This window comes from Curvibacter sp. T50 (assembly GCF_057219955.1).
Map to the genome: position 1 here is coordinate 14,975 of NZ_JBXVVU010000001.1, position 14,015 is coordinate 28,989.

Genomic DNA, 14,015 nt, shown 5'->3' on the forward strand with positions numbered 1-14,015 from the left:
TCCCGCGAACCCTTCGACCGGCTCACGATCATCGGGTTTTGCGGTGAGTCAGAGAAAACAGCTCTTGCCGTTTGCGGCGCTTTCGGCCAGCTACTTCGCGCATATCGGGTTCTTCAACCCCTATCTGCCACTGTGGCTCAAGGAACTGGGCTACGGCCTTTTCGCCATCAGCCTGCTGACTTCGGTGCAGGCAGCCACCCGGCTGTTTGCCCCCTACGGCTGGGGCTGGCTCAGCGACCACACGGGTGAACGGGTCAAGCTGCTGCGCTTCAGCGCCACGGTGGCGCTGGTGGTGTCGTGCGCACTCTGGGCCGATCCGGGACCGGTCGCGCTGGCGGTGGTCTTGCTGCTGATGTTCACCCACACCAGCTCGATGATGCCCATGAGTGAGGCCGCCATGGCCCATCTGGTCAGTCAGGGCGGGGCGTTCGATGCGCGCCGTTACGGGCGGGTGCGGCTGTGGGGCTCGCTGGGCTTTCTGTTCACGGTGTTCGCCGCCGGCGCCTGGTTCGAGCATTTCGGGATGAGCCACTTCCCGGCCTGGACGGTGCTGACCCTGGCAGCGGTGGCGCTGAGTGTCTGGAGCCTGCCCGACCTGAAGGAGGCCTTGCCCGCGCATGAGCGGCGGGTCAGTGTGCTGCCCGTCTTGCGCCGGCCCGCCGTTCGCTGGTTTTTTGCTGCCGCCTTTTTTCATGTGCTTTCGCACATCGGCATCTATGTGTTTTTTTCCCTGTACCTGGACGCGCTGGGCTACAGCAAGACGATGATCGGGGTGCTCTGGGCGGTCTCGGTGATGGTGGAAATCGTCTGGTTTTTCAGTCAGGCACGCTGGCTGCCACTGCTGAGCCTGACCGCCTGGCTGGTCTTGTGCGCCGCACTCATGGTGCTGCGCATGGCGATGACAGCGGCCGCGGCCGATTGGCTGCTGGTGATCCTGCTGGCGCAAATGCTGCACGCCTTCACCTTCGCGACGCACCACACCGCCTGTATCGCGCTGCTGTCGCACCATTTCCCCGGCCGGCTGCGTGGCCGGGGGCAGGCGCTTTACACGGTGGTGGCGTACGGCCTGCCCGGCGTGCTCGGCGGTCTCGGGGGCGGTGTCTTAAGCTCGAAATACGGCCTGGCCAGCGTATTCTGGTGTTCTGTTGCTACGGCTGTGGTAGCGACCGCCTGTGCCTTCATGGTCTGGCGGCAGCGGCATCCCACAGTGCCCGCACCGGGTTGAAGCCGGTGACCAGTGCCGTGGCGGCCAGGATGAGGGCGCCTCCTGCCCAGATGCCCGAGCCGAGCGGTTCGCCGAGAAAGAGGTGCCCCCAGGTGACACCGAACACCGGGATCATGAACGCGGGGGTGATCGCCGCGACCGCCGACACATGGCGCAGCACCCGCAGGTTGAGCCAGAAGGCGAGCCCCGAGGTGAGCACCCCCAGCAGTGCAACCACAGCCGCCGCTTCCACGCTCCAGCGTGCCTGCGGCCAGGTCCAGGCGGCGCCGGGCAGCACCATGGCCAGCGAAGCCAGGTGGATGCCGGCGGCGATGGCCAGGGGCTCCATGTGGCCGGTGGCGCGTTTCATGAGCGGAGCCGACAGGCCGTAACAGGCGGCGGCGGTGAGGCAGGCCAGCGCGGCCAGCAGGATTTCCGGCGTGGGTTCGACCGGCCCCAGCCGCACAATCAGCGCGATCCCGGCAAACCCCAGTGCGCAGCCGATCATCTTGCGTGCGGTCAGGCGGTCCTCCTTCATCCAGGCGGAGGCCAGCGTCCCGAACGCCACCGCCGATGAGTTGAGCAGCGCGCTGTAGCCCGCCGGCAGCTTCAATGCCGCCCAGGCATACAGCAGGAACGGTACCGCCACCGACAGCGCGCCCAGCAGCGACAGCTCGCGCCAGTGGCGCCAGGGCCAGCGGTGTCGCAGCGTCGCCATGATCACGGCCAGCGTCAGCGTCGCCAGCCCGATGCGGGTTGCCGCCAGCACATGGGGCCCCAGTTGCGGACTGGTGATGCGCAGGAACAGGAATGACGCTCCCCACAGCGCCGAAAGACCGACCAGTTGCGAGAAATGACGCCATTGCATCCGGGCATTGTCCCAGCAGATGGCCGGCGCCGTTGTTTGCGCGGCACGGGGGGCGGGTGGTGTACCGTCGGCAAGCGGTGGTCGCGGGGCGCTTTGGCCTACCATTGCCCTTTGCGCCGCCGCGCCCACTATCGTTGCGATCCATGAAAACCGTCTACGTCCTCAACGGCCCCAATCTCAATTTGCTCGGCACGCGCGAGCCTGCGGTCTATGGCTCGGCCACGCTGGCCGACGTCGAGCGCCTGTGCTCCGAGGCCTGCACCCGCCATGGCCTGGCGCTGGAGTTTCGCCAGAGCAACCACGAAGGCCAGCTGGTGGACTGGATTCACGAGGCCGGGCGTCGCCATGCGGCCGGTGAACTGGCCGGTGTGGTGTTCAATGCCGGTGCCTACACCCATACCAGCATTGCGCTGCATGACGCGGTCAAAGGCACCGGCGTGACGCTGATCGAGCTGCACATCAGCAATGTGCATGCCCGCGAGGCCTTCCGCCACCACAGCTACCTGTCGCCGGTCGCGCGGGCGGTGTTGTGTGGTTTCGGTGTTGCCGGCTACGCGCTGGCCATTGACGGCCTGGCCGCCATGGTTCCTCCTGCCTGATTCCGGCGACGTTGTGAACCAGGCCGTGGACCCGACATCCGGACTCTCCGGCGTTTGCCGGGGCGGCGGTCTGGGCCAGACTGCGCCACGGGTGCCCGCCGAATTGGCGCGCCTGGCCGGACAAGCCGAGCGGCTGACCACCGCGATGGAGCGGGGCGGGCACATGGTCTGGCACCGTTGGCAACCCACCGGCAGCCCGAACGGGTCGCTGCCGCCGGTGGTGCTGCTGCACGGCGGCAGTGGCAGCTGGAGCCACTGGCTGCGCACCATCGACCCCTTGCGGGCCTCGGGACGGCCGGTGCTGGCGGCCGATCTGCCCGGCTTCGGTGATTCCGACCCACCGCCCCGCGGCGGCGACGCGGACGCCCTGGTCGCCCCCTTGGCGCAGGGGCTGGCCCAACTGGTGCCGGGCACGGCGGTCGATCTGGTCGGTTTCTCCTTTGGCGGGCTGGCGGCCGCATTGCTGGCGGTCGCGCATCCCGCATGGGTACGCCAGCTCGTTCTGGTGGGCGCGCCGGCCATGGGTGTGCCGGGGGGGCCGGTGCTGGATCTGCGGGCATGGCGTCACCTGCCCGATGCCACTGCACGTGACGCGGTACATCGCCACAATCTGTCCACCCTGATGCTGCACGACCGGTCGCTGATCGATGACGATCTGATGGTCCTGCACCGAGCCAATCTGGCCCGTGACCGCATGCCGCGTCGGCGTCTGGCGCGCACCGACATTCTGGCGCGCAGCTTGCCGCGGGTAAATTGCCCGATCGCAGCGATCTACGGGGACCGCGATGCCTTGTACCGGCCCTGTCTGGACGGATTGCAAGCCGCATTTGCGGCGGCTGCGCCCCGCTTTGGCGGCCTGACCCTGATTGCCGATGCAGGCCACTGGGTGCAGTTCGAGCGGGCGGAGGCCTTTAACCGGGCGCTGATCTCGGCGCTCGAAACCGGCGGGGGCATGGGTTGATCGTCGCCCCGTTGGAATCCGTTTTTGGAAGGAGCCTGTGATGAGTACCACCCCATTGGGCCCCGGCATCCGCGTCGAGCGGCAGGGCCGGATCGCCACCGTTGTCTTTGACGCGGCCGACAAGGCCAATGCGCTGTCCATCGACGTGCTGCGGGGCCTGCTGGAGGCCGCCCGCAGCCTGGAGACCGAGCATGACCTGTCGGCGGTGGTGCTCAGTGGTGCACGCGAGCGATTCACCATGGGTTTCGACCTGCGCGACGCGGCCCGCAGTGCCGGGCTCAGCCTGGCCGAGCGGCGCGAGCTGCAGGCACTGGGGCCGCGCCTGTGCGCCGCCTGGGAGGGCATCGAGGCGTTGACGATTGCGGCGGTGGAAGGCTGGTGTGTCGGCGGTGGCGTCGCGCTGGCCGTGGCGCTGGATGTGCGTGTCGCGGGGGAGGGTGCGCGGTTTTATGTCCCCGAGATCGAACGTGGCATGAACATGAGCTGGGGGTCCTTGCCCCGCATCGTCAACCTGGTCGGCCCGGCGCGGGCCAAGCAACTGGTGCTCCTGGCCGAGCAACTGGGTCTGGATGAAGCCCTGGCCTGGGGCCTGGTGCAGTACCGCAGCCCGCGTGGCGGCGCGCTCGAACAGGCGCTTGGCCTCGCGCAGCGTGCGGCCTCGCTCCCGCCGGTGCAGTTGCGCATGGCCAAGGCCGGCATCAACGCCTACGCCAACGCGCTCGCCGGTGCGACGGCCGCGCTGGACCGTGACCAGTTTCTGCTGGCCCAGGCTTCGGCCGACTTCGCCGAGGGCGTTCACGCCTTTCTGGAAAAGCGTCCGGCGCATTACCGGGGCGACTGATTCCAACCCGGCGGGGTGATTCGTCCGACAATGGGGTGTCACTGCACCACACAAGCCGTCATGAGCACTGCCCTTGCCACCCCCCTGCGAATCGATTTTGTTTCCGACATCAGCTGCCCGTGGTGTGCCATCGGACTGGCTTCCTTCGAGCTGGCGCTGCAAGGGCTTCGCGCGACGGTGACTGGCGTCATCCACGTGCAGCCCTTCGAACTCAACCCGCAGATGGGTCCCGACGGCGAAGACATCACCGAGCACCTCGGCCGAAAGTACGGTTCGACGCCCCAGCAGCAGGCCCAGGTGCGCGAAATGATCCGCCAGCGCGGAGCCGATGTGGGCTTCGACTTCGCGCCGGCGGGCCGTGGACGGATCTGGAATACCTTTGATGCCCACCGGCTGCTGCATTGGGCGGGGGAAACCGCCGGTCCCGACGCGCAGCTGGCCTTGAAAAAGGCCCTGCTGGTCGCCTGCCACGGCCGCAGCGAAAGCCCGGCCGACCGCACCGTGCTGCTGGCCGCCTGCGCGCAAGCGGGGCTTGATGCGGAAACAGCAGCCGGGGTGCTCGACAGCAACGCCGGCGCGGACGCCGTGCGGGCGGCCGAGGCCCGTTGGCAGCAGGCCGGCATCCAGTCGGTGCCCGCATTCATCATCAATGAGCGGTATCTGCTCAGCGGAGGCCAGCCGCCTGAAGTGTTCGAACAGGCGCTGCGTCAGATCGCCGAGGACATTGCCGATGTGTAAACGTGGTCCCGGGTCGTTCCCCGCACTGTTTGTTTCGCACGGTGCGCCCACCTTTGCGCTGGAGCCGGGTACCACGGGTCCGGCGCTCGGCCGCTGGGCGCAGGCACTGTCCGAACGGCCCCGTGCCGTGGTGGTGATGTCGCCGCACTGGATGGCCCGCGGCCCGGTGGTGATGACCGGCGCCACCCCCGCCACCTGGCACGACTTCGGCGGCTTCCCCGAGCCGCTGTACCGCCTGAACTACCCCGCGCCCGGCGCGCCGGCGCTGGCCGACCATGTGCTGGCCTTGCTGGCGGCGGCCGCTCTGGGCGGGCAGGGCGACGCGCACCGCCCGTTCGACCACGGCGCCTGGGTGCCGCTGATGCACCTGTTTCCCGAGGCCGATGTGCCGGTGGTGCAGGTGGCGTTGCCGGTGGGCTGGGGCGCGCGCGAGGTGTTTGCCCTGGGGCAGGCGCTGGCGCCGCTGCGCCGTGACGGGGTGCTGGTGCTGGGCACCGGCAGCATGACGCACAACCTGGGCGAATTTTTCGGCGGCGCGCGCGAAGCCGCGCCCTATGTGGTCGAGTTCAGCCGCTGGGTGGAGGATGCCGTGGTCCGCAACAACCGCGAGGCCCTGCTGGACTGGCCCCGCCGCGCCCCCCATGCCCACCGCGCCCACCCGACGGACGACCACTTCCTGCCGCTGTTCTTCACGCTGGGCGCGGCCGGCTGGGGTGGCGACACGGTGCCCGGGGTCGACTGGATCAGTCGCGAAGTGATGTACGGCATGCTGGCGATGGATGCCTTCGCCGTGGCCGGTGCCTGAGCCTCTGCGCGGGCGTTTTCGAATAAAAACACCTCATACCCAGCATAAAAAGGTGATATTGCGCTCTTGTTTTTGAATTGATCGGCGGCGGGGGCAGGGCGGTTGGCGGCATTCAGCGCCGCGCGCCCGCCGCTTCCAGCAGCCGCATGATCGCGCCTTGCCCGCGCTGGCGGGCGTGGGCCAGGGGCGTCACGCCTTGCGCATCGGCAATGTCATGCCGGGCGCCAGCGGCCAGCAGCAGGCGAACGATCTCGGCGTGGGCCGCCCCGCCGTCGCCGAGGATGATGGCCTCCAGCAACGCCGTCCAGCCCAGCCGGTTGACGTGGTTCACATCCACCGCCGTGCCCAGCAGCAGCCGCACCGTCTCCACATGGCCGTAGTGGGCGGCCGGGATCAGCGCCGTGCCCCCGTAGCGGTTGGTGCTGCGCAGGTCGGCGCCGGCGGCCAGCGTCAGGCGCAGGATCTCGGTGTGGCCGCGCGCGCCGGCTAGCAGGTAGGGCGAGTCGTCGATGGCGTCCTTGGCATTCACATCGGCGCCGCGCTCTATCAGCCAGCGCGCCGTCCCGATCCGGTTGGCAGCGGTGGCACGCAGCAACGCCGTGCGGCCGGCGGCGTCGCGACGGTCGATCGGGGCGCCGGTGGCAGCCAGACGCTGCAGTTGGGGCACATCGCCCCGGCTGGCGGCGTCGAACCAGACGGCTTCGGCGCCGGTGGTGGTGGCCCATGTGAGGGAGGGCGCCAGCAGCGCCGACGCCCATGCGCCCAGCCGCAAGATGCCGCGCCGCTTCATCGCGGCGGCCCCAGGTCGGTCAGGGCCGCGCCCGTCACCATGCTTGAGATGCCGGCCCAGTACGCGGCCGTCTCGCACATGCGGCAGGGCCGTGACGTGGACACCAGCACGCAGCCCGAGAGGTCGCGCGTGCGCAGGCGCCGCGCAGCGTCGCGGATCGCCTCCATTTCGGCATGGGCGGTGGGGTCGGTGGCGGTGACCACCCGGCTGGGCGCCTCGCCCACGATGGTGTTGCCGCGCAGCACCACGGCCCCGTAGCCCTGGTCACCCGCTTGCAGGGCCTGGTCGCGCAGCGCCTGCGCCCGGCGCATCGCCGCGGCCAGCGGGGTGCCATCGGCGGTGTCCGACCGGGCGGGCGCGACCCCCCCGGCCAGCAACCAGCCCACGGGCGCAGCGAGGATGGCGCGGCGAAGATCCGTTCGGGTGGACATGGCGCGGCCGGCCGTTCAGGTGCGCAGCGGTGGCAGGGCTTCGCCCCGCGGCACAAACTGCAGCGCCACACCGTTGTTGCAATACCGCTTGCCCGTGGGGCGGGGGCCGTCGTTGAACACATGGCCCTGGTGCCCGCCGCAGCGGATGCAGTGGTATTCAGTGCGCGGGTAGAGCAGCTTGTAGTCGGTGGAGGTGCCCAGCGCACCATCCAGCGGCTGGTAGAAGCTGGGCCACCCGGTGCCGCTGTCGTACTTGTGCGCGGCATCGAACAAGGGCAGGAAACAGGCCGCGCAGACATAGGTGCCGGCGCGTCGCTCGGCGTCCAGGGGGCTGCTTCCGGCGCGTTCCGTACCGTGCTCGAACAGCACGGCATAGGCCGCGGGCGACAGGAGCCGTTTCCACTCGGCCTTGTCCTTGGTCAACCGGGCGGACGCCTCGGCCAGCCGTGGCCGGGCGAAAAACAGGGCGAGGGCAGACAGTGGTGTGAGGAACCAGGAGCGTCGTTTCATGGGGGCTGGCCTTTCAGTGGGGGGGCACCATCCTTTGGTCGCCCCCGGCACGGTGTTCTTACGCCACCGATCCGCCTCAGGCCTGCCGCCAAAGGGTGCGGCCTTCGCGCTGTGGTGCTTCGGAGGCACTGTCGCCGGTACGACAAATCCCTGTCGGGCACAAGGGTTTTCCGGGTTGCCGGGGCGTGCGGTGGCGCGGAGCATCGACGGGTTGACTGCGATATACCCACTGGAGGCTGCCCTTGAAAAACCTTTCCCCCGCCTTGACCCCGCTGGCGCTTGCCGCGCTGCTGACCGCCTGTGCGACGTCACCCGGCACCCCGGACGCACCGCCGGCAAAGACGGCCACCATCGTGCGGACCGCCCATGGGGTACCGCACATTACCGCGCCAGACTATGAAACCCTGGCCTATGCCGTGGCCTATGCCCATGCGCAGGACAACGTGTGCCAGACCGCCCAGGTGCTGGTCACGGCGCGGGGTGAGCGATCGCTGACTTTCGGCGGGGCAGCCAGCGGGCAACTGGGCCTGCGCAATCTGCCCAACGAACAGGTTGACCTGTTCGTGGCGGCCCACATGGACGACCAGCGCCTTGCCAGGGCCTGGGATGCCGCGGGCGCCGAGATGCAGGCCATGGCGCGCGGCTATGTGGCCGGGTACAACCGCTACCTCGCCGACCACGCCGGCAAGTTGCCGGCCGCCTGCAACGGCCAGAGCTGGGTCCAGCCCATGACCCTGCGCGACTACCGCCGCGCCAACGAGATCACGGCGGTGCAGGCGGGCATCGCCGCACTGGCCGATGGCATGTTGGGTGCCCGCCCGCCAGCGCCCGCCGCCGCACAGGCACCTGAGCCGGCGCCCGTGAGCCTGGCCGATGCCGCGCAAGCCCTGCGCGACGTCGGGCTGCTCGATTCGCCCTACGGCTCCAATGCCTGGGCGTTCGGCAAGGAGACCACCGCCAACGGGCGAGGCATGCTGCTGGGCAATCCGCACTTTCCTTGGGTGGGTGTCAACCGCTTCTGGCAGATGCACCTGACGGTCCCCGGCCAGCTGGACGTAATGGGCGCCAGCATCGGGCTCTCCCCGGTGGTCCAGATCGGCTTCAACAAGGATGTGGCCTGGAGCCACACCGTCTCCACGGGGCTGCGCTTCACCCTGCACGAACTGGCCCTCGCCCCCGGCGATTCCACCAGCTACCTCATCGATGGCAAGCCGGAAAAAATGACGGCCCAGGCGGTGAGTATTCGCAGCCGTGGCGCCGAAGGCGCCGTCACCGAGAAAAAGCACACCGTCTGGCGTACCCGCTTCGGGCCGGTGGTGGTCAACCCGCGTGCCGGGCTGACCTGGACTGCCGCCCGTGCCTACGCGCTGCAGGATGCCAACAGCGGAAATGCCCGGTCCGGGGCCACCTGGCTGGGCTTCGGCCGTGCGACCAGTGTGGGCGACATGCGGGCGGCCATGAACAACCTGGGAACCCCCTGGGTCAATACCATTGCGGCGGACCGGCACGGCAACGCGCTGTACGCCGACGTTTCGGTGGTGCCCGACGTCGATGCCGAGCAACTGCGCCGCTGTGCGCCCAGCCAGGGCGCCGCCGCATTGCTGGGTGCGGCGCGGCTGGCCGTGCTCAACGGCGCGCGCAGCGACTGCGACTGGCGGCGCGACCCGGCCTCGCCCGTGCCGGGCCTGACGCCCGCCAGCCGCATGCCGGCGGTCGTGCGCACTGATTGGGTGCACAACAGCAATGACAGCTTCTTCTACACCCACCCCCAGCATCGCTGGGGTGCGGTTTCGCCGCTGGTGGGCGACGACGTGGTCCGCCGCCCGCGCACCCGGTCGGAGCTGATCGAGATTCCCGAAATGCTCGCGCGCGGCAAGATCACCCCGGCGGGCATGCAGCGCCAGTTGTTCGAAAACCGCAACCTCATGGGCCGGATGATCGTGCCCGACCTGCTGGCCGCCTGCGACAAGGCACCGAGCGCCGAAGCGCGCGAGGGCTGCGCGGCGCTCAGGGCCTGGGGCCGCACCAGCGAGCTCGGCGACAAGGGCGCGGTACTGTTCCGCGAATTCTGGCGCACCGCCTCGACCATTGCCCGGGTGTACCGCCAGCCGTTTGACAAAGCCCGTCCGGTCGATACGCCGTCCGGACTGGCCATGGACAACGCGGAAGTGGCCGGCAAGGTGTGGACTGCACTGGAAGACGCGGTCAAGAAGGTCAAGACCTCCGGCTTCCCGGTCGATGTCGCGCTTGGCCAGGTCCAGCGGCCGGTGTTTACCGACGAGCCGGTGTTCCTGCACGGGGGTGACGAAATCGAAGGCGTCCTCAACAACCTCGGTGACCGCGCGGCGCCCGGCGTGACGGCCCGTGGCCTGCGCATCGACTACGGCACCAGCTATGTGCAGACCGTCAGCTTCGATGAACGTGGCCCGGTGGCCCAGGCCTTGCTGACCTACGGCCAGAGCAGCGTGCCCGGCTCACCGCACCAGACCGACCAGATGAAACTGTTCGCCGCCAAGCAGTGGCCCACGCTGCCGTTCCACCCGGACGATGTGGCCAAAGCCCGGGTGGGCGAGGTCCTGCGGCTGACGCGGCCCTAGCCAAACAGAAAAGGAGGGCCGCCCGGGGGCTCGTCAGCCCTTGCGGCCCCTTCAGCCCCGCTTCACCGCGGTGCCGCTGACGGCAACCATCATCATGCCGTTGGTTTCGCCGAGCACTTCGTAGTCGAAGTCGATGCCGATCACGCCGTCGGCACCGAGTTCCCGGGCGGCTGCGATCAGGTCGTCCAGCGCGGCGTCGCGGGCGCCGGACAGCGCACGTTCATAGCCACCGGCGCGTCCGCCCACCACGTCGCGCACCGACGAGAACATGTCCCGAAAAATGTTGGCGCCGATGATTGCTTCGCCATTGACCACACCGAGATATTGACTGGCCGCGATGTCCGGCGGCGTGGTGGTGGCCAGGAAAAAGCCCTCGGTACTCTTGGAAAACCAGCCCATCAGAAGTGCTCCTGTCAAGAAATTGGATCAGCGCACCGCCCTGGGGTGCCCGCCCATTGTGCCCTGACGGACTGCCCCGGCGGCAAAAGCCTGCCACGGCCGCGGAAAACGCCGCCAGCGGCCGGATTTCTGGCAAAAGTGGGCAATACCCAGCGTAAAAAGGTCTTCTGATGCTACAAAAAACGTATCTCTCAGCGGGCCTGTTCGTCTCCCCGGGGGCGGAAAAACACCGGATGGTGCCGCGCCACCACCGGCCCGGCGAAGTCCCAGGCCAGGCATTTGCCCAGGTGGTGCGGGGCGCGGGCGGGGTCGGCGGGCTCGGCCTCCTCGGGCAGGGTCTGGTAGGCGGCGGTGGCCATGGCGAACAGCAGCTCGCGCAGGTGGGCGCAGCCCTGGATGCCGCCCAGATGGGTTTCGATGGCCTTGCGCCAGCCCGGGCCCATGGTGGCACCGATCATGCGGTGCATGGGGGCCTGCGCCTGCGGACATTCCGGATGGGGCACATCGTCCATGGCCACGGCAATGTCGTGCACCCGGTAGCTGCGGTCGATGGTGACGCGGATCGACAGGCCGTGAATGGCCTCGCCCGGCTGCCAGACGCCATCGCCCGGAATCTCGAACGGCACACTTTTGGTGTCGCGCAGCTCGCCTTCGATGTCCCACAGGCCGTCCTCGCGCCGGTAGCCTCGAAAAATCGTGGTGCGGGTGTGCTGGGGGGCGCGCGGGGCAGGGGGCGGCAGGGGCAAGGCGGGCTCCTCGGGGGGCTGAAACGACGGACGGATGGCCCGGATTGTCCGGCAGGGCCGGTGTTCACGCTGTCGCCGACTGGCGCCTGCCCGCGCCGGCGGACGCTGCAGCCCGGGCCGGCACGGCCCACAATGGCGCGCAGAGCCGCGCCGTCGCGCGGTGTTTGCAGGAGATCGCAGCATGCACAAGGCCCTGTCAGGAAAGCGCATTCTGGTCACGCAGGCCACCGAATTCATGGGGCCGGCGCTGTGCGCGGTGCTGGCCGAGCAGGGCGCCGAGGTGGTGGCCAGCGAACAGCCGCTGGCCGCACCGGACGCGGCGGAAGCCGTGGTGGCGCAAACGGGCGCCGTGGACGGGCTGGTGGCCAATCTGGCGTTTCACGCGCCCACCACACCGGTCACGCAGGTGGGTGAGGACGAGTGGCGTGCGGCGTTTGCCGCCCTGGTGGACCCGCTGCCACGGCTGCTGCGCGCCGTGGTCCCCGGCATGGTGGCGCGCGGCGGCGGCACCTTTCTGGTCATCGGCAGCGCGTCCGCCTTGCGCGGCATGAAGCGGGCTTCCACCTACAGCGCCGCCCGCGGCGCACAGCTGGCCTGGGTGCAGGCCGCCGGGGTGGAGCTGGCGCCGCAGCAGATCCGCGTCAACGCCATCGCGCAGAACTTTGTCGACAACCCGACCTACTTTCCGCCCGAAGTCCAGGCCAACCCGCGCTTTCAGGAGCGGCTGGCGCGCGAAGTTCCACTGGGCCGCCTGGTGGCGGCCCGCGAGGACGCGCTGTTTGCCGCCTACCTGTGCAGCGACGCGGCGCACTGCTTTGTGGGGCAGTGTTTCCCTGTCAGCGGCGGCTGGGTGGCGCGGTAGCCGCCACCCGGACGGCCGCCAGGGCGTCCAGGGTGCGGTTTCAGGCAAAAATGGGCAATACCCAGCGTGGAATGGTCATTCTTTGCTCTGAAAACAGGACTTTTTTCAGGCTGCAGCCACCAGCAGGCGGGGCTGGCGACCCGCTTCCCACTGCGCCACATGGCCCGCCAGCTGGTGGGCCGTGATGGCCGACAGCGTCCAGCCGAGATGCCCGTGGCCGGTGTTGTAGAACACGTTGGGCGCGCGGCCGGGCCCCACGCGCGGCAGCATGTCGGGCATCATGGGCCGCAGGCCGGCCCAGGGCTCGACCCGGCGGGTGCTGACGCCGGGGAAGCACTGGTTGACCCAGTCGACCAGCGGGCGGATGCGGTCGGCGCGGATGTCGAGGTTGAAGCCGTTGAACTCGGCCGTGCCCGCCACGCGAAAGCGGTCGGCGCCCAGGCGGCTGGTGACCAGCTTGGTTTCGTCGTCCAGCAGGCTGACCTGCGGCGCGGCGGCCTGGCTGGCCTCGTCGTTCAGCATCACGGTGATCGAGTAGCCCTTGACCGGGTAGACGTTGAGCCGGTCGCCCAGCTGGGCGCCGAGCGCGCGGCTGTGCACGCCGGCGCAGACCACCACCGCGTCGCCGGTGACCACCTCGCCATGGGAGAGCGTGACCTGCGCCGTGCGGCCGTTGCTCTGCACGCGGGCCACCGTGTGGCCGGTCAGCAGGCGCACGCCGCGGCGCTCGCAGGCCAGGCTCAGGCCGTGGGTGAACTTGTGGATGTCGCCGGTGCTGTCGCTCTCGGTGTAGAAGCCGCCGTAATACTGGCCGGCCAGCGTGGGCTCGATGGCGCGCATCTCGTCGGGCGTGACGGCGCGCCGGGGCAGGCCGCCTTCGGCCAGCAGCTTTGAGACGTTGGCGGCGTGGTCGAAACCGGCCTTGTCGCGGTAGATGTGCAGGATGCCGCGCTCTTTGTGGTCAAAGTCCACGCCCTCGGCCCGGGCCCAGCCGAACAGGTGCTCGCGTGCGGCAATCGCCAGTTTCGCGGTGGCGACGGTGTTGTCGCGGTACTTCGGGATGGATGCGATGAACTCGGCAAACCAGCTGAGTTTGTGCCAGCTGGGCGTGGGGTTGACCAGCAGCGGGGCGTCGGCCTTGAACATCCATTTCAGGCCCTTGAGCAGGGTGGACGGGTGGGTCCAGACCTCGGCGTTGGAGGCCGAGAGCTGGCCGCCGTTGGCATGGCTGGTTTCCATGCCGGCGTAGCGGTGTTTTTCGATCAGGGTGACCTGGTGGCCGTCGCGGGCCAGGGCGTAGGCGCTGGTGACGCCGGTGATGCCGCCGCCGATGACGATGAGATGGGACATGGGAATCTCGCTTTCAAAGCCGTCAAACAAATGGGCACGCCCCGCACACCGTGTGCGGCGCATGACCCCCTCTGTTTGTGACCTGAGAGATTCACCACCCGGGGGGCGGCTTGCTCCTGCGGTGGGCCGGGGGACGAATCCCGGCCGCTCTTCAGAGTGTGGTGGCACGCCGATCTGGCGCGCCGTCGCGACGGCGGTCCGGGGTGCCTGAGAGTTTCCGGGGTGGTTGCTCCTTCGGCGCCGGTGCTCGGGGCACCGGTCTCTCCCGCTGTCGCGGTGGGGCGGCTGGTGGGCCGCCCCGGGGACATCAGTTC

General features: G+C 69.2%; 15 protein-coding genes and 2 riboswitches. Of the genes, 8 read left to right on the forward strand and 7 right to left on the reverse strand.

Going from position 1 to position 14,015, the window contains the following annotated elements:
• Positions 1-43 precede the first annotated feature (43 nt).
• Complete coding sequence (locus AC2EBU_RS00095) at positions 44-1,225, forward strand: MFS transporter (protein ID WP_484608356.1); 1,182 nt, start codon at positions 44-46, stop codon at positions 1,223-1,225.
• On the opposite strand, the gene AC2EBU_RS00100 is transcribed toward AC2EBU_RS00095, so the two are convergent.
• Positions 1,179-2,072, reverse strand: a complete 894-nt coding sequence (locus AC2EBU_RS00100; RefSeq protein ID WP_484608357.1) for a DMT family transporter — start codon at positions 2,070-2,072, stop codon at positions 1,179-1,181. The two genes, AC2EBU_RS00095 and AC2EBU_RS00100, sit on opposite strands and share 47 nt — an antisense overlap.
• Before the next feature lie 143 nt (positions 2,073-2,215).
• Between AC2EBU_RS00100 and aroQ the strand changes: the two genes are divergently transcribed.
• The 5 genes from aroQ (at position 2,216) to AC2EBU_RS00125 (ending at position 6,016) form a co-directional block, all read left to right on the forward strand.
• Positions 2,216-2,671: a type II 3-dehydroquinate dehydratase gene (aroQ, locus tag AC2EBU_RS00105; protein WP_484608358.1), complete on the forward strand. Its 456-nt coding sequence runs from the start codon at positions 2,216-2,218 to the stop codon at positions 2,669-2,671.
• Positions 2,672-2,816: 145 nt separating this feature from the next.
• The gene (locus AC2EBU_RS00110; RefSeq protein ID WP_484610081.1) at positions 2,817-3,632 is read left to right on the forward strand and encodes an alpha/beta fold hydrolase; all 816 of its coding nucleotides are present in this window, start codon (positions 2,817-2,819) and stop codon (positions 3,630-3,632) included.
• A 40-nt stretch (positions 3,633-3,672) separates the two neighbouring features.
• Complete coding sequence (locus AC2EBU_RS00115; protein ID WP_484608359.1) at positions 3,673-4,473, forward strand: enoyl-CoA hydratase/isomerase family protein; 801 nt, start codon at positions 3,673-3,675, stop codon at positions 4,471-4,473.
• Between the two features lie 60 nt (positions 4,474-4,533).
• A complete protein-coding gene (locus AC2EBU_RS00120) occupies positions 4,534-5,211 on the forward strand; it encodes a DsbA family oxidoreductase (protein WP_484608360.1) in 678 nt (225 codons plus the stop codon).
• Positions 5,204-6,016, forward strand: coding sequence for a DODA-type extradiol aromatic ring-opening family dioxygenase (locus AC2EBU_RS00125; protein ID WP_484608361.1), 813 nt, complete (start codon positions 5,204-5,206; stop codon positions 6,014-6,016). Before AC2EBU_RS00120 ends, AC2EBU_RS00125 begins: the two co-directional genes overlap by 8 nt.
• 112 nt (positions 6,017-6,128) lie before the next feature.
• On the opposite strand, the gene AC2EBU_RS00130 is transcribed toward AC2EBU_RS00125, so the two are convergent.
• The 3 genes from AC2EBU_RS00130 to msrB are packed head-to-tail and all read right to left on the reverse strand — an operon-like array spanning position 6,129 to position 7,747.
• Positions 6,129-6,806, reverse strand: a complete 678-nt coding sequence (locus AC2EBU_RS00130; protein ID WP_484608362.1) for an ankyrin repeat domain-containing protein — start codon at positions 6,804-6,806, stop codon at positions 6,129-6,131.
• The gene (locus AC2EBU_RS00135; RefSeq protein WP_484608363.1) at positions 6,803-7,237 is read right to left on the reverse strand and encodes a nucleoside deaminase; all 435 of its coding nucleotides are present in this window, start codon (positions 7,235-7,237) and stop codon (positions 6,803-6,805) included. Before AC2EBU_RS00135 ends, AC2EBU_RS00130 begins: the two co-directional genes overlap by 4 nt.
• 15 nt (positions 7,238-7,252) lie before the next feature.
• Positions 7,253-7,747, reverse strand: coding sequence for a peptide-methionine (R)-S-oxide reductase MsrB (gene msrB / locus AC2EBU_RS00140; protein WP_484608364.1), 495 nt, complete (start codon positions 7,745-7,747; stop codon positions 7,253-7,255).
• Between the two features lie 242 nt (positions 7,748-7,989).
• Between msrB and AC2EBU_RS00145 the strand changes: the two genes are divergently transcribed.
• Positions 7,990-10,344, forward strand: coding sequence for a penicillin acylase family protein (locus AC2EBU_RS00145; RefSeq protein ID WP_484608365.1), 2,355 nt, complete (start codon positions 7,990-7,992; stop codon positions 10,342-10,344).
• Positions 10,345-10,395: 51 nt separating this feature from the next.
• Here AC2EBU_RS00145 and AC2EBU_RS00150 read toward each other — a convergent pair whose 3' ends face one another.
• Together AC2EBU_RS00150 and AC2EBU_RS00155 are read right to left on the reverse strand one after the other, a co-directional pair.
• The gene (locus AC2EBU_RS00150) at positions 10,396-10,707 is read right to left on the reverse strand and encodes a heavy metal-binding domain-containing protein (protein WP_484610082.1); all 312 of its coding nucleotides are present in this window, start codon (positions 10,705-10,707) and stop codon (positions 10,396-10,398) included.
• 227 nt (positions 10,708-10,934) lie between these two features.
• Entirely contained in the window at positions 10,935-11,489 is a 555-nt protein-coding gene (locus AC2EBU_RS00155) for a DUF2889 domain-containing protein (RefSeq protein WP_484608366.1), read from the reverse strand.
• 181 nt (positions 11,490-11,670) lie between these two features.
• Here AC2EBU_RS00155 and AC2EBU_RS00160 point away from each other — a divergent pair, with 181 nt between their 5' ends.
• Positions 11,671-12,351, forward strand: coding sequence for an SDR family oxidoreductase (locus tag AC2EBU_RS00160; protein ID WP_484608367.1), 681 nt, complete (start codon positions 11,671-11,673; stop codon positions 12,349-12,351).
• Positions 12,352-12,456: 105 nt separating this feature from the next.
• Here AC2EBU_RS00160 and AC2EBU_RS00165 read toward each other — a convergent pair whose 3' ends face one another.
• On the reverse strand, positions 12,457-13,701 hold the full coding sequence (locus tag AC2EBU_RS00165; RefSeq protein ID WP_484608368.1) for a D-amino acid dehydrogenase: 1,245 nt from the start codon (positions 13,699-13,701) through the stop codon (positions 12,457-12,459).
• Positions 13,702-13,762: 61 nt separating this feature from the next.
• Positions 13,763-13,866, reverse strand: a riboswitch (glycine riboswitch).
• A 19-nt stretch (positions 13,867-13,885) separates the two neighbouring features.
• A riboswitch (glycine riboswitch) is annotated at positions 13,886-13,979 on the reverse strand.
• Positions 13,980-14,015: the final 36 nt, after the last annotated feature.